21 protein-coding genes are annotated in these 21,226 nt (G+C 73.5%); 13 read left to right on the forward strand and 8 right to left on the reverse strand.

What is annotated here, in order from left to right; translation table 11 throughout:
• Positions 1 to 129: 129 nt before the first annotated feature.
• The 4 genes from OHA81_RS20695 to OHA81_RS20710 all read left to right on the forward strand — a co-directional run bounded on the left by OHA81_RS20695 (position 130) and on the right by OHA81_RS20710 (position 3,654).
• Positions 130 to 714: a suppressor of fused domain protein gene (locus OHA81_RS20695; protein ID WP_190183294.1), complete on the forward strand. Its 585-nt coding sequence runs from the start codon at positions 130 to 132 to the stop codon at positions 712 to 714.
• Positions 715 to 802: 88 nt separating this feature from the next.
• Positions 803 to 1,444, forward strand: coding sequence for a DUF6758 family protein (locus OHA81_RS20700; RefSeq protein WP_329198040.1), 642 nt, complete (start codon positions 803 to 805; stop codon positions 1,442 to 1,444).
• A 680-nt stretch (positions 1,445 to 2,124) separates the two neighbouring features.
• Positions 2,125 to 2,994 (forward strand): PHP domain-containing protein, encoded by an 870-nt coding sequence (locus tag OHA81_RS20705; protein ID WP_329202430.1) that lies wholly within the window; start codon positions 2,125 to 2,127, stop codon positions 2,992 to 2,994.
• A gap of 57 nt (positions 2,995 to 3,051) precedes the next feature.
• Positions 3,052 to 3,654, forward strand: coding sequence for a MarC family protein (locus tag OHA81_RS20710; protein ID WP_329198042.1), 603 nt, complete (start codon positions 3,052 to 3,054; stop codon positions 3,652 to 3,654).
• Positions 3,655 to 3,774: 120 nt separating this feature from the next.
• On the opposite strand, the gene OHA81_RS20715 is transcribed toward OHA81_RS20710, so the two are convergent.
• The 3 genes from OHA81_RS20715 to OHA81_RS20725 form a co-directional block, all read right to left on the reverse strand.
• Positions 3,775 to 3,927 carry a hypothetical protein gene (locus OHA81_RS20715; RefSeq protein ID WP_168714059.1) on the reverse strand — a complete coding sequence of 51 codons (153 nt, stop codon included), beginning with the start codon at positions 3,925 to 3,927 and terminating at the stop codon, positions 3,775 to 3,777.
• A gap of 91 nt (positions 3,928 to 4,018) precedes the next feature.
• On the reverse strand, positions 4,019 to 4,891 hold the full coding sequence (locus tag OHA81_RS20720; protein ID WP_329198044.1) for an alpha/beta fold hydrolase: 873 nt from the start codon (positions 4,889 to 4,891) through the stop codon (positions 4,019 to 4,021).
• A 98-nt stretch (positions 4,892 to 4,989) separates the two neighbouring features.
• A complete protein-coding gene (locus OHA81_RS20725; RefSeq protein ID WP_329198046.1) occupies positions 4,990 to 7,059 on the reverse strand; it encodes a DEAD/DEAH box helicase in 2,070 nt (689 codons plus the stop codon).
• A gap of 479 nt (positions 7,060 to 7,538) precedes the next feature.
• Between OHA81_RS20725 and OHA81_RS20730 the strand changes: the two genes are divergently transcribed.
• Complete coding sequence (locus tag OHA81_RS20730; RefSeq protein WP_329198047.1) at positions 7,539 to 8,297, forward strand: ferritin-like fold-containing protein; 759 nt, start codon at positions 7,539 to 7,541, stop codon at positions 8,295 to 8,297.
• Between the two features lie 136 nt (positions 8,298 to 8,433).
• Here the strand turns inward: OHA81_RS20730 and OHA81_RS20735 are convergent, their stop codons facing one another.
• From OHA81_RS20735 to OHA81_RS20750, 4 genes are all read right to left on the reverse strand, one after another.
• Positions 8,434 to 8,736: a hypothetical protein gene (locus OHA81_RS20735; RefSeq protein ID WP_329198049.1), complete on the reverse strand. Its 303-nt coding sequence runs from the start codon at positions 8,734 to 8,736 to the stop codon at positions 8,434 to 8,436.
• A gap of 149 nt (positions 8,737 to 8,885) precedes the next feature.
• Entirely contained in the window at positions 8,886 to 9,113 is a 228-nt protein-coding gene (locus tag OHA81_RS20740; RefSeq protein ID WP_329198051.1) for a DUF3107 domain-containing protein, read from the reverse strand.
• A gap of 144 nt (positions 9,114 to 9,257) precedes the next feature.
• Entirely contained in the window at positions 9,258 to 9,896 is a 639-nt protein-coding gene (locus OHA81_RS20745) for a TetR/AcrR family transcriptional regulator (protein WP_329198053.1), read from the reverse strand.
• Positions 9,897 to 10,032: 136 nt separating this feature from the next.
• Positions 10,033 to 10,248, reverse strand: coding sequence for a hypothetical protein (locus OHA81_RS20750; protein ID WP_329198055.1), 216 nt, complete (start codon positions 10,246 to 10,248; stop codon positions 10,033 to 10,035).
• A 122-nt stretch (positions 10,249 to 10,370) separates the two neighbouring features.
• Here OHA81_RS20750 and OHA81_RS20755 point away from each other — a divergent pair, with 122 nt between their 5' ends.
• From OHA81_RS20755 to moeZ, 7 genes are all read left to right on the forward strand, one after another.
• Positions 10,371 to 11,453, forward strand: coding sequence for an alpha/beta fold hydrolase (locus tag OHA81_RS20755; RefSeq protein ID WP_329198057.1), 1,083 nt, complete (start codon positions 10,371 to 10,373; stop codon positions 11,451 to 11,453).
• Between the two features lie 5 nt (positions 11,454 to 11,458).
• Positions 11,459 to 12,718: a DUF3152 domain-containing protein gene (locus OHA81_RS20760; RefSeq protein ID WP_329198059.1), complete on the forward strand. Its 1,260-nt coding sequence runs from the start codon at positions 11,459 to 11,461 to the stop codon at positions 12,716 to 12,718.
• A 205-nt stretch (positions 12,719 to 12,923) separates the two neighbouring features.
• Positions 12,924 to 14,651 carry a DUF3492 domain-containing protein gene (locus tag OHA81_RS20765; RefSeq protein WP_329198061.1) on the forward strand — a complete coding sequence of 576 codons (1,728 nt, stop codon included), beginning with the start codon at positions 12,924 to 12,926 and terminating at the stop codon, positions 14,649 to 14,651.
• Positions 14,648 to 15,544, forward strand: a complete 897-nt coding sequence (locus OHA81_RS20770) for a hypothetical protein (RefSeq protein ID WP_329198063.1) — start codon at positions 14,648 to 14,650, stop codon at positions 15,542 to 15,544. The genes OHA81_RS20765 and OHA81_RS20770 overlap by 4 nt, the downstream gene beginning before the upstream one ends.
• 100 nt (positions 15,545 to 15,644) lie before the next feature.
• Complete coding sequence (locus OHA81_RS20775; RefSeq protein ID WP_329198065.1) at positions 15,645 to 16,655, forward strand: NAD-dependent epimerase/dehydratase; 1,011 nt, start codon at positions 15,645 to 15,647, stop codon at positions 16,653 to 16,655.
• Positions 16,643 to 17,407 carry a spherulation-specific family 4 protein gene (locus OHA81_RS20780; protein ID WP_329198067.1) on the forward strand — a complete coding sequence of 255 codons (765 nt, stop codon included), beginning with the start codon at positions 16,643 to 16,645 and terminating at the stop codon, positions 17,405 to 17,407. The genes OHA81_RS20775 and OHA81_RS20780 overlap by 13 nt, the downstream gene beginning before the upstream one ends.
• 78 nt (positions 17,408 to 17,485) lie before the next feature.
• Positions 17,486 to 18,664, forward strand: coding sequence for an adenylyltransferase/sulfurtransferase MoeZ (gene moeZ, locus OHA81_RS20785; protein WP_329198069.1), 1,179 nt, complete (start codon positions 17,486 to 17,488; stop codon positions 18,662 to 18,664).
• Positions 18,665 to 18,805: 141 nt separating this feature from the next.
• On the opposite strand, the gene OHA81_RS20790 is transcribed toward moeZ, so the two are convergent.
• Positions 18,806 to 20,404: an alpha/beta hydrolase gene (locus OHA81_RS20790; RefSeq protein WP_329198070.1), complete on the reverse strand. Its 1,599-nt coding sequence runs from the start codon at positions 20,402 to 20,404 to the stop codon at positions 18,806 to 18,808.
• Between the two features lie 93 nt (positions 20,405 to 20,497).
• Between OHA81_RS20790 and OHA81_RS20795 the strand changes: the two genes are divergently transcribed.
• Entirely contained in the window at positions 20,498 to 21,193 is a 696-nt protein-coding gene (locus OHA81_RS20795) for a helix-turn-helix domain-containing protein (RefSeq protein WP_329198072.1), read from the forward strand.
• The last annotated feature ends 33 nt before the right edge of the window (positions 21,194 to 21,226 follow it).

The following is a 21,226-nucleotide window of genomic DNA, read 5'->3' on the forward strand; positions in this document are numbered from 1 at the left end:
GACGTCCTGTCGCCCGGACCCTGGAAACAACGCGTCTGCGTGCGGTCCCGACCAGCTGTCAACACTATCAGCCGACGGATGGTCAGGACCGCGCCTTTACCCGCCGGATACGAGTTCTATGCTCGCTCCATGGCAGAAATTCTCGCCCTTGTGGAGGCCCGGCTGCGCACCGCGTTCGGCGAACCCGACGCCCGCGCCGCCGTCACCTTCCTCGGCACCGACCGCATCGAGGTACTCCGTTTCGCCGAGGGCGACCTCGTGCGGTACGCGACCCTCGGCATGTCCGCGCACCCGATGACCGACCCGACCGCCGTGGTCGCCGACCCGCTGCGCGGCCCCCGCGCCGAGCTGGTGCTGACCGTGCGGGCGGGTCTGGCGCCCACCGACAAGCTGCTGCGTCCGCTCGCCGTGCTGGCCGCGTCCCCGATGGTCGAGGGGCTGGTCGTGGCGCCCGGTGCCTCGCTGGACGTGGGTGAACCCCTTTGGGAGGGCGCGCCGTTCAGCTCCGTCCTGGTCGCCGAACCGGGAGGGCTGGTGGAGGACCTCGTACTGGACGAGCCGCTGGAGCCGGTGCGGTTCCTGCCGCTGCTCCCGATGACGGCCAACGAGGCCGCCTGGAAGCGGGTGCACGGCGCGGCCGCCCTCCAGGAACGCTGGCTCGCGCGCGGCACGGATCTGCGGGATCCTCTGCGTACGGCCGTCGCACTGGACTGAGCTCCCGTCGCCCGGGGTACGGATGGATGGCATCCGGACGGGTGAGCGTGCCTTGACGGGGCGCCGGGCGGGGAGGAGCGTGCTTCTTATGAGGGGCGAACCGAGTTGCCCGAAGTGCGGTGGCCGGGTCCGAGCGCCCGGTCTTTTCGCCGACTCCTGGCAGTGCGCGGTGCACGGCGCCGTCCATCCCCTGCAGCCCGTGATCCCGCCCAGCGTCGAAGGGCTGGGCGTCATAGTGCACCGGGCGCACGTACCGGTGTGGATGCCGTGGCCCCTGCCGGTGGGGTGGCTGTTCACCGGCGTCGCCGCCGCCGGGGACGACCGCAGCGGGGGCCGCGCCACCGCCGTCGCCTGCTCGGGTCCCGGGCCGCTCGGCGGAATGGGTGAGCTGGTGCTCGTCGCGGAGGAACTGGGGGTAGGCCTCGGCGCGCGGTACGCGGGGATCGACGCACCCGACCCCGGCCCCTACATGGACGTCTCCGCGCCGCCGCACGCCAAGGTCGTCGCGGCCGGCCGGCCGACCCCGCTGTGGCACGTCAAGGGAGCCCCCGACGACCGGGCCGTGTTCGCGGGCGAGGCGCGCGGGCTGTGGCTGTGGGCGGTGGTCTGGCCGGAGCAGACGGGGCTGCTCATGTACGACGAACTCGTCCTGACCGACCTGCGCGAGGCGGGCGCCGAGGTCGAACTGGTCCCGTGCGGCGCGCTGAGCCCCCGCATTCTGTCCTCTTGACGCGCCGCCCGCACGGCTCGGCCCTGGCCGGCCTCACCGGCTTCGCGCCGCTGCGCCGGACTCCGTCCGCCGGTCCCGGGCCGGTAGCCCCTTCCTCTTGACCTCTTGACGCGCCGCTCGCACGGCTCGGCCCCGAGGGCTCCCGGCTTCCCGGCGCCGCGCCGTCCGTAACCCCCGGCCGGGCGCGCTGCCATCCGGCGGGTCCCCCGCCCGCATCGACCCTCGGGGTACGCGCGTGCCCCCACGGGAGCCCGCCAGGGCCGAGCGGTGGTCAGCGCGTCTCGCCCGGCAGCTCCGGCCCGGCGTTCGTGGGGGCCGATGGCATGCGCCGCTGCGAGCGCCGGCCACCGGCCCTGGGCCGACGGCTGGAGTCCGGCGCGGCCGCGGAAAGCCGGGAGGGCTCGGGGCCGAGCCGTGCGAGCGGCGCCCGGGGTCCGGGGCGGAGCCCCGGGGAACGGAGGAAGGGCGGGTAGGGGAACCGCCCCGCGCAGCGGCCCACCCGCAGCCCCGGGCAGCCGGGCGGCCGCATCCGGACAGCCGCAACCCCTGGCGGCCGCGCCCCCGTGGCAGCCGGGGCCGCCCCGTCCCGCGACGCCCCGCGTTCGCGCACGTCAAGGCCCGGCCGGGGCAGGGGTACCCTTGAGTGTCCCCCCGTACGTCCCGAACCCTGGAGCATGGCTGTGCGCATCGACCTGCACGCCCACTCCACGGCTTCCGACGGCACCGACACCCCCGCCGAGCTGGTGCGGAACGCGGCCGCCGCCGGGCTGGACGTCATCGCGCTGACCGACCACGACACCGTCGGCGGATACGCCGAGGCCGTCGCGGCCGTGCCGCAGGGGCTCACCCTCGTCACCGGCGCCGAGCTCAGCTGCCGGCTCGACGGCATCGGGATGCACATGCTCGCCTACCTCTTCGACCCCGAAGAGCCCGAGCTGCACGCCGAGCGGGAGCTGGTCCGCGACGACCGCACCCCCCGCGCCCAGGCCATGATCGGCAAGCTCCAGGCGCTCGGCGTCGACGTCACCTGGGAGCAGGTCGCCCGGATCGCCGGTGCGGGCTCCGTGGGCCGGCCGCACATCGCCACCGCCCTCGTCGAGCTCGGCGTCGTGCCCACCGTCTCCGACGCGTTCACGCCCGACTGGCTCGCCGACGGCGGCCGCGCCTACGCCGAGAAGCACGAGCTCGACCCCTTCGACGCGATACGCCTGGTGAAGGCGGCCGGCGGGGTCACCGTCTTCGCCCACCCCGGCGCCGCCAAGCGCGGCGCCTGCGTGCCCGAGAGCGCCATCGCCGAACTGGCGGCGGCCGGACTCGACGGCATCGAGGTCGACCACATGGACCACGACGCCGCGACGCGCGCCCGGCTGCGGGGCCTCGCGGACGAGCTGGGTCTGCTGACCACCGGGTCCAGCGACTACCACGGCAGCCGCAAGACCTGCCGCCTCGGGGAACACACGACCGACCCCGAGATCTACGGCGAGATCACGCGCCGCGCCACCGGGGCCTTCCCCGTCCCCGGTGCCGGTGGACGGCGCCACGAGGGCTGAGCCCTCGCCCGCCCCCGCTCCTTTTTGCTACACCCCTCTCTCCTGCAAGGCATCACTGTGTTTGATTTCGCCGTCTTCGGATCCCTATTTCTCACGCTTTTCGTGATTATGGACCCCCCGGGGATCACGCCGATCTTCCTCGCCCTGACCTCCGGCCGCGCCACCAAGGTGCAGCGCCGCATGGCCTGGCAGGCCGTCTGCGTGGCCTTCGGTGTCATCGCCGTCTTCGGCATCTGCGGTCAGCAGATCCTCGACTACCTGCACGTCTCCGTGCCGGCGCTGATGATCGCCGGCGGGCTGCTCCTCCTGCTGATCGCGCTGGACCTGCTCACCGGCAAGACGGACGAGCCCAAGCAGACCAAGGACGTGAACGTCGCGCTCGTGCCGCTCGGCATGCCGCTCCTGGCGGGTCCGGGTGCGATCGTCTCCGTCATCCTGGCCGTGCAGAAGGCCGACGGCTTCGGGGGACAGGTCTCGGTCTGGTCGGCGATCATCGCCATGCACGTCGTCCTGTGGATCACGATGCGCTACTCGCTGGTGATCATCCGGGTGATCAAGGACGGCGGCGTCGTCCTGGTGACGCGCCTCGCCGGCATGATGCTGTCCGCGATCGCCGTCCAGCAGATCATCAACGGTGTGCTCCAGGTCGTGCACGCCTGAGACGCCGGCGGCCCGCCATGGTGCGCCGCCCGCTGCACATGCGAATGCCCCGCACCGGTCCGGTGCGGGGCATTGCGTCGTCCCTCGCGTACGTAGCAGCGGGCAATCGCGTGAAGCGGGTCAGTTGGACGCGGTCTCCGCCGGGCGGATCAGAATGCGCTGGCCCACGGAGGCGGCGTGCTGCACGATCCGGTTGACGGAGGCCGCGTCCACGACGGTGCTGTCCACGGCGCTTCCGTTGACATCGTCCAGGCGCAGAATCTCGAAGCGCACGGGCTTCTCCCTTCGTCAGTGTTTCACTTGCACTGGCATAACGAAGTGTAAGCCGCAAACATTCCCTACGCTAAGGAAATTTTTTCACTCGCTAACGAACCTCTGGGGCCGGTACCGCTTCCGTACCCCAGAAGGCGGCCAGCGCACCCGCGGTGACCTGCGGGTTCTCGGCGTTGGGGGAGTGTTCCGCGTCCTCGACGATGACTCGCGCCGCCCTCAAGCGCCGCGCCATCTCGTCCATCAGCGGCACCGGCCAGGCGTAGTCGACCTCCCCCGACAGGACCAGCTTGCGCAGCGGCACCTGCGCCAGCTCCGCCACCCGGTCGGGCTCCGAGATCAGCACCCGCCCCGTGCCGATCAGCTGCTCCGGTACCGTCGCCAGCCACCGCTCGCGCAGGAAGCCCGCCAGCGCGGGGGGGTCGGGCACGGCGTTCGGCGGGTCCTGGGCGCGCATCGCGTCCCACACGGCCGCCATGTCGTCCCGCAGCGTCTCCAACGCCGCGATCAGCAGCTTCGTACGGGCCTGCTGGTTCTCGGTGATCGCCGCCGGGCCGCTGCTCATCAGGGTGAGGGAGGCGAAGGGGGCGGGGTCGCGCAGCACGGCCGCGCGGCAGATCAGGCCGCCCAGGGAGTGGCCGACGAGGTGCACCGGTCCGGCGTCCAGCGCCCTGGCCTGGGCGAGCAGGTCCCGGGCCAGCTCCTCGCAGCCGTACGCGGACTCGTCGCGCGGGCCGGGGCTCTCGTACTGGCCCCGCCCGTCGACCGCGACCACCCGGTATCCGGCGGCGGCCAGCGGCTCCAGCAGGCCGATGAAGTCCTCCTTGCTGCCGGTGAAGCCCGGTACCAGCAGGGCCGTGCCGCGCAGCGGCTCGCCCGCCTCGTGCACGGCGAACTCCCCGCGCGCGGTCCCGAGACGGTACGCGCGGGCGACGGACGGCAGGGTCAGGCGGGGCGGCTTGCTCATGGGGCCGAGGTTACCGGCCCGTAGCGTGCGGTACAGCCCCTGGCACGCGAAGGGCCCCGGTCCCCTCCGAAGAGGGGACCGGGGCCCATCGGGCGTCGTTACGCCTCCGGCGTCGGCGCGACGGCCTTGCGGGTACGCGTGCGCTTCGGCTTGGCGGGAGCCTCCTCGGCGGCGGCCTCGGTCGCCACGGGGGCGGCCTCCGCGGCCTTGCGGGTCCGGGTGCGCTTCGGCTTCGCCGGGGCCTCCTCGGCAACCGCGGCAGCCTCGGGCGCGGCCTCGGTCACCGCGGGGGCGGCCTCCGCGACCTTGCGGGTGCGCGTGCGCTTCGGCTTCGCCGGGACCTCCTCCGCGACCGGAGCGGCAACCGGAGCGGCCTCGGTCACCGCGGGGGCGGCCTCCGCGGCCTTGCGGGTCCGGGTGCGCTTCGGCTTGACCGGAGCCTCCTCCACGACCGCAGCCGGGGCGGTGACCACGGCGGCTTCGGCGACGGCTTCGGCCACCGGAGCCACGGCCTTGCGGGTCCGGGTGCGGCGGGCCGGGGCGGGCTCCACCGGCGGGGCCATCTGGAAGTCGGGCTCCGCGGCGGACGGGGTCACGGGCCGGCGGACCGGGCGGCGCGCCGGCCGGACGGGCTCGACGGCCGGGGCCATCTGGAAGTCCGGCTCGGGGGCGGCGGCCGGCGCCTCGGCGACCGGGGTCACCGCGGCGGCGTTCGCCGACGGCGCGGCCGCACGGGTCCGGCGCCTGCGCGGCCTGCGCGGCTCGTCGGCGGCGGGGGCCACTGCGGCGGGGGCCGCAGCTGCCGGAGCCTCGGCGACGGGGGCCACCGCGGCGGCCGCGGCCACCGTCTCGGCGCCCGTCTCGGCACCACCGCGCGTACGGCGGCGCTGACGCGGGGTCCGCGTACGCGCCGGACGCTCCTCGGCCGGCGCGGCGGCGGCGGCCGGGCCGCGACCGCCACGGCCACCACGGCCGCCGGTCTCGCCCAGGTCCTCCAGCTGCTCGGCCTTGAGGCCCTCACGCGTGCGCTCGGCACGCGGCAGGATGCCCTTGGTCCCGGCCGGGATGTTCAGCTCCTCGAACAGGTGCGGGGACGTGGAGTACGTCTCGACCGGCTCGTGGAAGTCCAGCTCCAGCGCCTTGTTGATCAGCTGCCAGCGCGGGATGTCGTCCCAGTCGACCAGGGTGACGGCGATGCCCTTGTTGCCCGCGCGACCGGTACGGCCCACGCGGTGCAGGAAGGTCTTCTCGTCCTCCGGCGCCTGGTAGTTGATGACGTGGGTCACGCCCTCGACGTCGATGCCGCGCGCGGCCACGTCGGTGCACACCAGCACGTCGACCTTGCCGTTGCGGAACGCCCGCAGCGCCTGCTCGCGCGCGCCCTGGCCCAGGTCGCCGTGGACGGCGCCGGAGGCGAAGCCGCGCTTCTCCAGCTGCTCGGCGATGTCGGCCGCCGTGCGCTTCGTACGGCAGAAGATCATGGCCAGACCGCGGCCCTCGGCCTGCAGGATGCGGGAGACGAGCTCCGGCTTGTCCATGTTGTGCGCACGGAAGACGTGCTGCTTGATGTTGGCGACGGTCACGCCCTCGCCCTCGGGGGAGGTGGCGCGGATGTGCGTCGGCTGCGACATGTACCGGCGGGCCAGGCCGATGACCGCTCCCGGCATGGTCGCCGAGAACAGCATGGTCTGACGCTTCGGCGGCAGGTAGTTGATGATCTTCTCGACATCGGGCAGGAAGCCCAGGTCGAGCATCTCGTCGGCCTCGTCCAGGACGAGGGCCTTGACGTGGGAGAGGTCCAGCTTGCGCTGACCGGCCAGGTCGAGGAGGCGGCCCGGGGTGCCGACGATGATGTCGACGCCCTTCTTGAGGGCCTCGACCTGCGGCTCGTACGCGCGGCCGCCGTATATGGCGAGGACGCGGACGTTACGGACCTTGCCCGCGGTCAGCAGGTCGTTGGTGACCTGGGTGCACAGCTCGCGGGTGGGAACCACCACGAGCGCCTGCGGGGCGTCGGTCAGCTGGTCGGGCCGGGCCCGGCCCGACTCGACGTCGGCGGGGACGGTGACCCGCTCCAGCAGCGGAAGGCCGAAACCGAGCGTCTTGCCGGTTCCGGTCTTGGCCTGGCCGATGACGTCCGAGCCGGAGAGGGCTACGGGGAGGGTCATCTCCTGGATGGGGAAGGGGGACACGATGCCGACGGCTTCAAGGGCTTCGGCGGTCTCGGGAAGGATCCCGAGTTCACGGAACGTAGTCAGGGTGCTGCCTCTTCTGTGAGACGCGGCGCGAGGCGGCGAGGGGGGTCGTACCGTGCCGGGCTTGCAGTACTACACCCGCCCACGTTCGGGCGAGCCGTACAAAGCTGCGCGGGACCACTAGCCTTCGCTCAAGCGCTTCTGCCGCTGAGGGGGCCCCTCGTGCGGGCGGTACGCATGAACGTACGCACGACACAGAGGGCGGTCGGGTGGAGCCGATCGGGCCACCGACCGGGCATCCTCATTCGGATGGCCCGCCGAGTTTCCGGCAGGCGCATTACCACTGTACCCCGGAATCGCGCAGCTGTGTCGGGTGAATTCACCTGGTAGTCGCGTTTAGGTGGACTGAGCAGGTGGTTCGCGGCGGGTTTCGGCGGGCTATTGTGCGGTGCATGTCGACCGTAGAAAACGCATCGCCCGCCGACGACGGCACCCCCGCGGAGGCGGCCGGAATCGCCGCCCAGGACTGGGCGACCGCCTCGGCCTCACCGCAGTACCGGGCAGCCGTCGTGGACCTGCTCGGCGCGCTCGCATACGGAGAACTCGCGGCGTTCGAGCGCCTGGCCGAGGACGCGAAGCTCGCGCCCACGCTTTCCGACAAGGCCGAACTCGCGAAGATGGCCTCCGCCGAGTTCCACCACTTCGAGCGGCTCCGCGACCGGCTGTCGGCGATCGACGCCGAGCCCACCGCCGCGATGGAGCCCTTCGCCAAGGGCGTCGACGACTTCCACCGCCAGACCGCCCCTTCGGACTGGCTGGAAGGCCTGGTCAAGGCATACGTCGGCGACTCCATCGCCAGTGACTTCTACCGCGAGGTGGCCACCCACCTGGACACCGACACCCGCGCCCTCGTGGTCGGCGTGCTCGACGACACCGGCCACGGCGGCTTCGCCGTCGAGAAGGTGCGCGCCGCGATCGAGGCCGACCCGCGCGTCGGCGGCCGGCTCGCGCTGTGGGCCCGCCGGCTGATGGGCGAGGCGCTCTCGCAGGCCCAGCGCGTGGTCGCCGAACGCGACGCGCTGTCGACCATGCTGGTCGGCGGTGTCGACGGGATGGCGGCCGGCTTCGACCTCGCGGCCGTCGGCGAGATGTTCACCCGGATCACCAAGGCCCACACCAAGCGGATGGCGGCCCTCGGCCTCGCCGCCTGAGCCGCCCGCAGACACGCACGGCCCCGGAGCGGAATTCCCCGCCCGGGGCCGTGCGTGCGCGTGCGGTGTCAGAGGGGTCCCGACCGGTCTCTGCTCTCTGCGACTGGTCCCGGGTGTCCCGGGTGGTCCCTAGGGGTCAGCCCCGCGTCGGAAGTGAAAACGGAGGCCGCCTGCGGGAGGGGCCGGAGCGCCCCGCGGGCCGCAGCAGCAAGGACAGCACCACCGCGGACACCATCACGGAGCCCAGCAGCGTCGCCGCCAGCGTGTTGTGCCCCGGGCCCAGCGACATGTGCGTGAGGTACGCCCCGAACAACGCCCCCGCCACTCCGCTGACCAGCACCGTTCTGGAAGAGGGCAGCCGCTCCCCGAGCGCGCGCACCGCCGCCCCGGCAAGGGCGAGTCCCAGCAGACCGGAGCCGAGCGCTTCCATCAGCAGCATGAGGTCCCTTCCATACGTCGGCGGGCGTGTGCGGGGTGCAGCAGTGCGCTCCTACCCGAAGCGGAAGAAAGGGAAACGGCCCGGCGGATGCATCCGCCGGGCCGTCACTCTCGGTCTGCCGGGACTCAAGTCACGCCCCGTCCGCGCACTCAGAGCGCGCCGAAGCCCACCTTGCGTCCGCTCGGCTCGCCCAGGTCGACGTACGACAGGCGGTCGGACGGCACCAGGACCTTGCGGCCCTTGGCGTCGGTCAGGCTCAGCAGCGGCACCGTGCCGGACAGCGCCGCCGTGACGATGCCCTCCAGCTCCTCGGCGCTCAGGTCGCTCTCCAGCACGATCTCCCGGGGTGCGTGCTGCACGCCGATCTTGACCTCCACGGCTTTGTCCCTCCGACGATCCGGTTCGCGCGATCAGCCGCGCCGTACCCGGTCCACATTAGCCCGGAGAGGGGACACGATCGGCTTGCGGCGGACACGCTCGCAGCGAACAGCCCCCCCTCGCCGCGGGCCCGCGCCCCGGCCTCAGCCCTCGGTGCCGTGCAGCGGGAAACCGGCGATGCCGCGCCAGGCGAGCGAGGTCAGCAGACCCACCGCGGTGTCCCGTGCGACGGGGCTCTCGCTCGACAGCCAGTACCGCGCCACGACCTGCGAGACGCCGCCCAGCCCCACCGCCAGCAGCATCGATTCGTCCTTCGACAGGCCGGTGTCCTCCGCGATGACGTCGGAGATCGCCTCCGCGCACTGGAGCGAGACCCGGTCGACGCGCTCGCGCACCGCCGGCTCGTTCGTCAGGTCGGACTCGAACACCAGCCGGAACGCGCCGCCCTCGTCCTCCACGTACGCGAAGTAGGCGTCCATGGTCGCCTCGACGCGCAGCTTGTTGTCGCTCGTCGACTCCAGCGCCGTGCGCACCGCCAGCAGCAGCGCCTCGCAGTGCTGGTCCAGCAGCGCGAGGTAGAGGTCGAGCTTGCCGGGGAAGTGCTGGTAGAGCACCGGCTTGCTGACACCCGCGCGCTCGGCGATGTCGTCCATCGCCGCCGCGTGGTACCCCTGCGCGACGAAAACCTCCTGGGCCGCGCCCAGGAGCTGGTTGCGTCGGGCGCGGCGCGGCAGTCGCGTGCCCCGGGGACGCGCTGCGTCCGTCTGCTCGATGGCTGTCACGCCGCCTCCCACTTTCTCTAAGAACACACTGCGCTCTGCGCCGCGCCGCCATCGTACTTTTCGGTAACCGAATCTGGTGGGTTCAGGCCGAGTTTTCTCGCTGTACGGACCACTCCCGACCCCCCGGACACGCTGGTCAGCGGTAGTCGTCCTCGTCCAGCGGGACCACCCGGGCCTGCTCGAAGGCATCGCCGTCGGTGGCCTCGTCCCGGTCCACGCCGGTCGGCCGGTCGTCGTCGTGCGGCTGGACGTCGGTGTGCTGCTCCGCGGCATCCGCCTCGGGCGTCTCCGGGTCGGGAAACTCCCGGAGCTCCTCCTGGAAACTGTCCGGTTCGGCAGGATCGACCGTCATACCGCTCCCCTCGCCTTCGCTCGTCTCCCTATGAGCCTAGGAGGAACGCGGTTACGCCGCCAGGTGGTCCTGTGACCGCCGACACAAGGGGCCGGGTGTGATCGTCTCGTAACATTGGCCGCATGTCTTCGACGGAGCTGCCGGGTGTGAAGGCCGCAGCCGAGCTGACCTCCCAGGTGGGGGGCGGCCGGGTGGCCGAGGGGGAGCGGCTGCGCACGGCCCCGCTGTCCGGTCTGGAGCTGAACGTACGGTTCCGGCCACCGGTACGGGAAGGGCTGCCGCCCGCCCTGTTCGTGCACGGTCTCGGCGGGTCCTCGCAGAACTGGTCGGCGCTCATGGAGCAGCTCGCCGGCGACGTGGACTGCGAAGCCATCGACCTGCCCGGGTTCGGCTGGTCGCCGCCGCCCGCCGACCGGGACTACTCCGTCACGGGCCTGGCCCGCGTGGTCATCCGCTACCTCGACGCCGCCGGACGCGGGCCGGTGCACCTGTTCGGGAACTCCCTGGGCGGCGCCGTCTCCACCCGGGTCGCCGCCGTCCGGCCCGACCTCGTACGGACCCTGACGCTCGTTTCGCCCGCGCTGCCGGAGCTGCGCGTGCAGAGGTCGGCCGTGCCCACCGCCCTGCTGGCGCTGCCCGGGGTGGCCACCTTGTTCGGGCGCCTCACCCGCGGCATGAGCGCCGAACAGCGCACCAAGGGGGTGACGGCCCTCTGTTACGGAGACCCCTCCCGGGTGACGTCCGAGGGCTTCGAGGCCGCCGTCGAGGAGATGGAACGGCGGATGGCCCTGCCGTACTTCTGGGACGCGATGACCCGCTCCTCGCGCGGCATCGTCGACGCCTACACCCTCGGTGGCCAGCACGGACTGTGGCGGCAGGCGCAGCGGGTGCTCGCGCCGACCCTGCTGATCTACGGCGGCCGCGACCAGCTGGTGTCGTTCCGCAAGGCGCACAAGGCGGCCGCGGCCTTCCGTGGTTCGCGGCTGCTGAGTCTGCCCGAGGCGGGACACGTGGCGATGATGGAGTACCCGGAGGTGGTGGCCACCGCCTTCCGGGAACTGCTGCGGGACACCGAACGCGCGCGCCAGACTGCTGCCGGGAAGCCGACGGCGGGGCGTGCGGCCGGGCAGGCGGAACACCCCGGGCAGTGCGAACAGAACGAGCAGGGCCAAGACACGGCAGACACCGAAGACGGCAGAGGCTGAGACGCGTGGGACGACATAGTCGCAAGGGCTCCGCCCCCACCAGGCCCGCGCCGCCGGGGGAGTCCGCGCCGGACGAGCGCCCGCGCGAGTCCGTCCGGGTACCGGCGCACGGCGCCCCCTTCGACGCGTTCGGCTCCGGCGCACCGCCGCGCGAGGAGCGGCCGGCCGGGCACCCGGAACAGCGGGAGCCCGGGGGCGCCTGGGGCGCCGGGCCGCCGACCGGCACCGGCACCGTCTACGGGGACTGGCGCGGGGTGCCGCGGGCGCGCGTGGCAGCGCCGCCGCCCGCGCGGGACACCGAGACCCCGGCGTTCGGCACCCCCGCGGTCGGCTTCCCCGGACCCCGTGCGCCGCTCGCCGCGCCGGAGCCCGAACCCGGACCGCAGGCCGAACCCGGACCGCAGGCCGGGACCGGACAGGAGTCCGGGCCCGCGCCCGGGTCCGGCCGCGGCACGAAGATCCGTACCTACACCGGCATGGCCGCGGCGGCGGTGACCACCGTGCTCGCCGTCGTCGTGGCCGGACAAGTGATCGGCCAGGGGGACCGCGATGCCGAGCCGGCCCGGGCCGCCGCGGGCAGCGCGAAGGACCGGCCGGCCACCGGGCAGTCGCCGGCGTCCCGTTCCGAGGGCCGGGCGACGCCCGAGGTGGTTCCGGCGGAGCTGACGTACGAGCAGAAGATGGCCCAGCAGCTGCCGATCGACGCGAAGCTCACCGGTCCCGGCCTCTTCGACACCGTCCCCGGCATCGCCAAGGCCCCGGGCAAGGGGAAGCTGCTGCGCTACCGGGTCGACGTGGAGCAGGGGCTGGGGCTGGACCCGCAGCTGTTCGCGGAGGCGGTGCAACGCACCCTCAACGACCCGCGCAGCTGGGCACACAACGGGGAGATGACCTTCGAGCGGGTACCGGGCGGCGAAGCCGACTTCGTGATCACCCTCGCGAGCCCCGGTACCACGGGCGTCTGGTGCGCCAAGTCCGGGCTGGACACCACCGTCGACAACGTCTCCTGCGACTCCGCGGCCACCGAGCGCGTGATGATCAACGCTTTCCGCTGGGCCCAGGGTTCCCCGACGTACGGCGCGGACCAGATGTTCGCCTACCGCCAGATGCTCATCAACCACGAGGTCGGGCACCGGCTCGGACACGGTCACGTCAACTGCCGGACGCCCGGCGCGCTCGCCCCGATCATGCAGCAGCAGACGAAGTCCCTCGACATCGACGACATCGCCTGCAAGCCCAATCCCTGGGTCTTCCCCGGTAATTGAAACCCGCCGCACGCCCCCGGGCGGGGCCGGCCCTTTTTAGCGTGCTCGAACGCGGGCCGCAGGGGAAAGTTACGACTCTTCACCCCTTCCGGTGGCGCGATGGACAACCGTCCGTCGCGCCTTCGGCATATCGGCTTGAGTTCTCCCGCGGCGGGTCGACGGACCGACGGAGACCGCCTGTAACGGGAGATCGGGGGTGCCACTCGTGCGGATCGGACTGCTCACGGAAGGTGGTTATCCGTATGCGACGGGAGAGGCCGGAGCGTGGTGCGACCGGCTCGTGCGCGGGCTGCCGCAGCACGCGTTCGAGCTCTACGCGCTGAGCCGCAGCGCCGAGCAGGAAGGGCGCGGCCGCGTGCCGCTGCCCGGCAACGTCACCCTGGTGCGGACCGCCCCGCTGTGGGCCCCCGCCGACGACGGACGCGGCCGCTCCCGGCGTGAGCGCCGCCGCTTCGCCGACTGTTTCGGGGACCTCGTCCGCGGAATCTGTGCCGGCGAGCCCGGCCCCTTCGCCGCAGGGCTGTACGGACTGGCCGAACTCGCCCGCGACCAGGGCGGGCTGTACGCCGCCCTGCGCTCGGAAACCGCCGTACGGGCAGTGGAGGCCGGCTGCCGCGCACCGGGTGCGGGCCGTGCCTTACGGGCGGCCCGGGTCCAGGACCTGCTGGAGTTCGTGGACGGACTGGAGCGCCTCCTGCGGCCCTTGTCCCTCGACTGGTACGAGGACCTCGGCCGGGTGGACGTCTGCCACGCCACCGCCGGCGGGACCGCGGCGCTCCCCGGGCTGCTGGCCAAACGCTTCTTCGGGGTCCCGCTGCTGGTCACCGAGTACGGGGTGCGGCTGCGGGCCCACTACCTGGAGCACTCCCCGGACGAGCGGCCCGCCGTACGCGCCCTGCTGGCGGCCTTCCACATCCGCCTGGCCGCCGAGATCTACGCCCGGGCCGACCTGCTGACCCCCGGCAACGCCCACGCCCGCCGCTGGCAGGAGCGGTGCGGGGCCGCGCGGGAGCGGGTGCGCACCGTCCACCCGGGGATGGAGGCGGACCGATTCGCCACCGTCGGGGAGGACCCCGGCTGCGGCGAGGCGGACACCCTCGTGTGGGTCGGCCGGATGGAGCCGGCCAAGGACCTCGTCGCCCTGCTGCACGCGTTCGCCGAGGTGCGCAGGGCCGCGCCGCAGACGCGGCTGCGCATCTTCGCCACCGCCGCCCTCCCCGGCTACCTGGCCGAATGCCGCTCCCTGGCCGCGCAGCTCTTCCCCGACGAGGCCGCCGACGCGCTCACGATGGGGGAGAACCCGGTGACCTTCGAGGAGATCGGCGGACCCGAGGCACCGTCGGCGGCCGACGCCTACGGTGCGGGACGGGTGGTGCTGCTGTCCTCGGTGATCGAGGGCTTCCCGCTCACCCTCGCCGAAGCGATGTTCTGCGGCCGGGCCACCGTCTCCACCGACGTCGGCGCGGTGCGCGAGGTCATCGGCGGGACCGGCCTGGTCGTACCGCCGCGCAACCCCAAGGCCCTGGCCGAGGCCTGCCTGTCGCTGCTGCGGGACCCCGAGCGGGCGCAGCGGCTCGGGGCGGCCGCCCGGGCGCGGGCCCTGGAGCTGTTCACCGTCGAGCAGAACGTGGCCGCGTTCAGGGACGTCTACCTGCTCCTGCTCGCGCAGGGGCCGGCCCGGCCCGAAGGGGGGATCCCCTTCGCCCAGCCGCCGGAGGCGCGGGTGCCGGGGCACTGGACGTCGCCGACCTGGGCGACGGCGCCGCACGACGCCGCGGAGCCGGCGGACCGCGCGCCGGGACGGGATGCCGTGCCCGCGCCGGAACCGGCTCCCGCGCCCGGGCCGGGTCTCGCGCCGGGACCGGATCCGGTGCCCGGGCCCGTGGCCGCACCCCTGGCGGGGTCCGCGTCGGCCGCGGAGGCGGCGGCATGACCCTCGACGACACCGGGCTGCGGCCCGAGCCCGCGGCCGCCCCGCGCCGGCGGGCCGCCGGGGACCCCGTCAAGGCGCTGCTGCACCGCCACCGCGACCTGTGCGAACGCGCCGTCGACCCGCTGGAGATCGCCGCCGGGCTCGAAGCCCACGGCATCACCGACCGCACCGCCGCGCGCTTCCGCCACCGGGACGTCTTCTCCCTCGCCGAGGAGCTCTACGCCCGCACCCCGCGAGGCGAGACCCGGGCCGTGCCGGCCCCGGCCGGCGCCGTCACCCCGGGCGCGCTGCGCCGCTTCGGCTGCGCCCTGCTGCCCGGGGCCGTCGCCCTCGGGGCCGCCGCCGCCCGGCTGCCGTCGGCCGGCGCCGTCGCGGTGGCCGTCACCGTCGCCGCGCTCGTGTGGCCCGGGCGGACCGCCGGGGGGCGGTTCCCCGGCCTGCCGCACCTGCTCGCGGCGGCCGCCGTCGGCTGGGCCGTCCACCGGCACGGCCCCGCCCTCGGTGTCGCCCTCGCCCTGGCCGTCGCCCCCGGACACCTGGCCGCCACCGCCTTCGCGGCCCGCGCCCGGCGCGGCCTGGCCGGGAGCCGCGTCCTGGAGGACTTCGCCGCCGGGGTGCGGCCGCTGCTGGTCGCCGCCGTCGCCGCCTTCACCGCCGCCGCCGCGGGGGCCGCCGTACTCGCCACGGCACCACCGGCCGTGGCCGTCCCGCTCGCGGCGCTGCTCTTCCTGACCCGGCTGCTGCTCGCCCACGGCGCACACCGGGCGCCCGTCGCGGCCGCCCTGGCCGTGGCCCTCGTACCGGTCCCCGCGGCCCCGCTCGCCGCCGCCGCGGGACTCCTCGTACACGCCGTCTTCGCGCTGTCCCGTGCCTCCGCACACGCGCGTCCCTGAGCCTTCGGAAACCGACCCCGGAGCGCCGTACCCCCACCACCCCACCCAGACCAAGGAGAAACAGGATGACCGGCCAGCCAACCAACCAAGGGGCCGCGCGATGAGGGTGCTGCTGATCGGAGCCAACGGATACCTCGGCCGCTACGTCGCCGACCGGCTGCTCGCCGACCCCGCCGTACAGCTCACCGCGCTCGGCCGGGGCGACGACGCCGACGTCCGCTTCGACCTCGCCACCGGCAGCCCGGGGGCCCTCACCCGGTTCCTCGACGCCGTCCACCCGGGCGTCGTCATCAACTGCGCGGGCGCCACCCGCGGCGGCGCCCGGGAGCTGACCCGCCACAACACCGTCGCCGTCGCCACCATCTGCGAGTCGCTGCGCCGCAGCGGCTGCGGGGCCCGGCTCGTCCAGCTCGGCTGCGCCGCCGAGTACGGGCCCAGCCAGCCCGGGTCCTCCACGGCCGAGGACGCCGTCCCGAGACCGGGCGGACCGTACGGCGTCAGCAAGCTGGCCGCGACCGAGCTGGTGCTCGGCTCCGGGCTGGACGCCGTCGTACTGCGGATCTTCTCGCCCGTCGGCCCCGGCACCCCCGCCGGATCCCCCCTCGGCCGGCTCGCCGAAGCCATGAGGCGGGCCATGCAGTCCGGCGACGGCGAACTCAAGCTCAGCGGGCTCGGGGTGCAGCGCGACTTCGTCGACGTACGCGACGTCGCCCGGGCGGTGCACGCGGCCTCCCTCTCCGCCGCCCAGGGCGTCGTCAACATCGGCACCGGCCGCGCGGTCCGGCTGCGCGACGCGGCGGCCGTACTGGCCCGGGTCGCGGGATACGGCGGCTCCCTGCACGAACTCGACGTACCGCACGGCGGCGCGCAGCACCCCCAGGCGCACGGGCACCCGGGACGGCCGCAGGGCCTGCCCGCGATCGGCTCCCCCCGCGCCGAGGCCACGGCCGAGCAACTCGCCGCCGCCCCCCAGCCCCCGTACCCCGACGGATGCGGCAGCTGGCAGCAGGCCGACGTCCGCACCGCCCGCGACCGGCTCGGCTGGCGGCCCCGGATCAACCTGGAGGAGTCCCTGGCCGACATCTGGATGGAGGCGGCGTGCCGCATCTGACGACGCCGCCCCAGGCCGCCGCGACCGGGGCGGGCCGCCTGGGCCTGGGCACCCCCGGGTACGCGCACCCGCTGCTCGCCCCGGTGGAGTGGGCCGAGCTGACCCGTCCCGGGACGCCGCTGCACTGGGCGGTGCTCAACGTCACGGACGGCCCCGGGGGACGGCCCGACGCACACTGCGCGGAGGCGGCCGGGCGGCTGCGCGACGCGGGGGACCCGGGCGGCGCGGGCGGCCGTCTCCTCGGCCATCTCGCCATGCGGGACGGGGCACGGTCCTTCGGGGAGCTGATCGGCGACGCCCACCGCTTCCGCGACTGGTACGGGGTCGGCGGCTTCTACCTGGCCGACACCCCCGCCGACCGGGAGGACCTGCCCGCGGTGCGCCGCGTGGTGGACGCCCTGCGCGGCCTCGGCGACGGGCTCCGCATCGTGCTCGGCCACGGCACCCACCCCTATGAGGGCTACGTCGAGACCGCCGACCAGCTGGTCACCTTCTGCGGCGCCTGGGCCGACTACCGCTGGTCACTGGTGGCGGAGTGGACGGCCGAGTACCCGCCGGAGCTCTTCTGCCACCTGGTGCACGGGGTGCCGCGCACGCACCTGGACGAGGCGCTGCGGATCGCCCGCTGGCAGGGCGCCGGGACGATCTGGTTCACCGACCGGCGCGGCACCGCCGACCGCGACCCCTGGGCGTCGATGCCCGGGTACTGGGACGAAATCGTCTCGCGTATCGGACCGGGTGTCTCGGAATGAAGAAGGGCGTGGCAGTGTTACGGGAGAGAACAACCCACAAATGCTCCCCGCGTCCGCGGGGATGACCCTGGAGTCCCCGTGTCGCTGCCACCCCTGGTCGAGCCAGCAGCTGAGCTCACCGTTGACGAGGTCCGCCGGTACTCGCGTCACCTGATCATCCCCGATGTCGGGATGGACGGCCAGAAGCGCCTCAAGAACGCCAAGGTGCTCGCCGTGGGCGCCGGCGGCCTCGGCTCGCCCGCCCTCATGTACCTGGCCGCGGCCGGCGTCGGCACGCTGGGCATCGTGGAGTTCGACGAGGTCGACGAGTCGAACCTCCAGCGTCAGATCATCCACAGCCAGGCGGACATCGGCCGTTCGAAGGCCGAGTCGGCCCGCGACAGCGTGCTGGGCATCAACCCGTACGTGAACGTGGTCCTTCACGAAGAGCGGCTCGAAGCCGAGAACGTGATGGAGATCTTCAGCCAGTACGACCTCATCGTCGACGGCACGGACAACTTCGCCACCCGCTACCTCGTCAACGACGCCTGCGTGCTGCTGAACAAGCCGTACGTGTGGGGCTCCATCTACCGCTTCGACGGCCAGGCCTCCGTCTTCTGGTCCGAGCACGGGCCCTGCTACCGCTGCCTGTACCCGGAGCCGCCGCCGCCGGGCATGGTCCCGAGCTGCGCCGAGGGCGGCGTGCTGGGCGTGCTCTGCGCGTCCATCGGTTCCATCCAGGTCACCGAGGCGATCAAGGTCCTCACGGGTGTCGGCGAGCCGCTGGTCGGCCGCCTGATGATCTACGACGCCCTGGAGATGCAGTACCGCCAGGTCAAGGTCCGCAAGGACCCCGACTGCGCCGTCTGCGGCCCGAACGCGACCGTCACCGAGCTCATCGACTACGAGGCCTTCTGCGGCGTGGTGTCGGAAGAGGCCCAGGAGGCGGCGGCCGGTTCGACGATCACTCCCAAGCAGCTCAAGGAGTGGATCGACAACGACGAGCCGATCGAGATCATCGACGTCCGCGAGAAGAACGAGTACGAGATCGTCTCGATCCCGGGCGCGAGGCTGATCCCCAAGGGCGAGTTCCTGATGGGCACGGCCCTCCAGGACCTCCCGCAGGACAAGCGCATCGTCTTGCATTGCAAGACGGGTGTCCGCAGTGCGGAAGTCCTCGCGGTCTTGAAGTCCGCGGGCTTCTCCGACGCGGTGCACGTCGGCGGCGGGGTCATCGGCTGGGTCCACCAGATCGAGCCGGAGAAGCCGGTCTACTGACCGTCCACGCAGCCGAGGGGCCGTACCGCGCACGCGCGTGGTACGGCCCCTCGGCGTGTACGGCCACACGGCTGCGGTTGCACGGCCACGGCTGCGACTGCGGCTGCGGCTGGGGCCGGGGCCGGGGCGGCGGTTGGCGGCTCAGGCGTCGTCCGGCTGCTCCGGCAGCGACGGCCGGCCCGACGGGTTCTCACCGGGGGTGCAGACCTTGCCCGCGCCCGGCACCTTCCCGTCCAGCAGGTAGGCGTTCGTCGCCTGCTGCACGCACGGGTCGCCGCTGTTGTACGCGCCGTGCCCCTGGCCCTTGTACGTCAGCTCCACGCCGACGCCGGGGCCGAGCCGCTCCACCATCTTGCGCGCGCCCTCGTACGGGGTAGCCGGGTCGCCGGTGTTGCCGATCACCAGGATCGGGGCGGATCCGCGGGCGGAGACGTCCGGGGTGTCCCAGGCGCCCGCGACCGGCCAGTCCGTGCAGCTCATCAGCGCCCAGCCGAGGAAGTCTCCGAAGACGGGCGAGGCCGAACGGAACTGCGGGAGCTTCGACTTGGTCTGCTCCAGCGTGAAGCGCTGCTTGGAGTCGGCGCAGTTGATCGCCGTGTTCGCCGCGCCGATGTTGCTGTAGCGGCCCTGCTGGTCACGGCCGTTGAGGGCGTCCGACAGCGCCATCAGCAACTGCCCCTGCCCGCCCTCGGCCTCGTCCAGCCCCTGTTCCAGCAGGGGCCAGAGCTCCTTGGAGTAGAGCGCCTGGGCGATGCCGTTGGTGGCGGCGGAATCGGTGAGCTGCCGGCCGGGGAGACCGGGGATCGGCTTGGCCGCCAGCTTCTTCTGGAGCCGGGTGACGTTCTGCTCGACCTCCTTCGCGGTGCTGCCCTGGAGGCGGCAGGCGTCACCGCGGTTCACGCAGTCCTGCGCGAAGTTGCCGAGCGCCAACTGGAAGCCCTTGGCCTGGCCGAGCGCCCCCTGCTCCGAGGTCTGGCTCGGGTCCACGACGGCGTCGAAGACGGCCCGGCCGACGTTCTTCGGGAAGAGGTGGGCGTAGACCCCGCCGAGTTCGGTCCCGTAGGAGATGCCGAAGTAGTTCAGCTTCTCGTCGCCGAGCGCCTGGCGGATCCGGTCCATGTCGCGGGCGGCGTTCTCGGTGCCGACGTAGGGGAGGATCTTGCCGGAGTTCTGCTCGCAGGCCTGCCGGTACCGCTGGATGTTGTCGACGAACGTCTTCTCCTGCTGCGGTGTCGCGGGCGTGGAGTCCGAGGCGTAGTACGCGTCCAGCTGCCGGTCGTTCTCGCAGCGCACGGGGGCGCTGCGGCCCACGCCGCGCGGGTCGAAGCTGACCAGGTCGTAGCGGGAGCGCAGTGCCTCGTACTCCTTGGCTGCGCCCGGGAGGGTGGTGATGCCGGAGCCGCCGGGGCCGCCGAAGTTGAAGAGGAGGGAGCCGATGCGCTTGTCCTTGTCGCGCGCCTTGGCACGGATCAGGGCCAGCTGAATCGTTTCTCCCTCGGGTTTCGCGTAATCGAGGGGTACGTCGAGGGTGGCGCACTGCCAGTCCTTGCCGGGGGCCTGCCCGCCGCCCTCGGCGGCGGTGGGGGCGTCGCACGCCCCCCATTCCAGGGCCTTGGGGGCGTTGCTGCCTGAGGTCGACTTGTCCTTCTCCTTGCCGTCGCCGGAGGAACAGGCGCTGGCGGTGAGCAGCGCGGCGGTGACGGCTGCGGCGGCGGTGACCCGCAGTGCGTGTGTCGGCATGTACCCCATCCTGTGGTCGGACGGGCCGCGGCGCGCGGGTGATGGGCCGTTCGGGGGTGTGCGGAGCGGGCCCGTACGTGGTCACCTGTATCCATGGAACACGCCCAGTGGGTCGGGATCGGCGAAGCCGCCGCCCTGGCCGGTACGACGCCGAACGCCATCCGGCACCTGCACCGGAGCGGGCTGCTGCCGGAGCCCGAGCGGGGCCCGGGCGAGCGGCGCAGGTACGGGTACGAGGACGTCGTCCGGATCCTGTGGGTGCGGGGGATGACCGAACTGGGGACGCCGCCGGCCGAGGTGCGGGCGGCCATGGAGGCCGCGGCGGCCGGGCGGGGCGACCTGCTGACGGAGCTGGAGGCGTCGCTGGAGCGGCACCGGGAGCGTGCCCGGATGCTCCTGTCGACGGTACGCCGCCTGCGGGCGTGCGGGAGCGACCTGCGACTGGTGCCGTCCTCGCCCCCCTCGCCGGCGAGGGCGCACCGCACGACCGCCCTGCACCCGCGGCTGCAGGCGGAGCAGCGGCGGCTGGAGCTGGAGATCGAGGTGCTCTCCGACCCGCAGTTCCCGCCGGACGACCCCCGCGTCGTCGAGCTGGCCCACGACTTCTCGGTCCACCTGCTGGCCCTGGAGGCGGCGGAACGCGCGGCGGACTTCCCGGAGCCGGACTTCATCGACTCCCCGCCCGCCCCCACCGCCCCACTGCCGGCCTCTCTGCCCCTCCCACCCACCATGTCCCCGGCCCTGTCCCGCCTGGCCCGGCTCCTCACGGGCCACCCGGAAACCGGCTGACCCCGGCTCCGGCCCGGCACCGCCTCCCCGGCC

Source organism: Streptomyces sp. NBC_00667, from assembly GCF_036226825.1.
Lineage (GTDB): Bacteria > Actinomycetota > Actinomycetes > Streptomycetales > Streptomycetaceae > Streptomyces.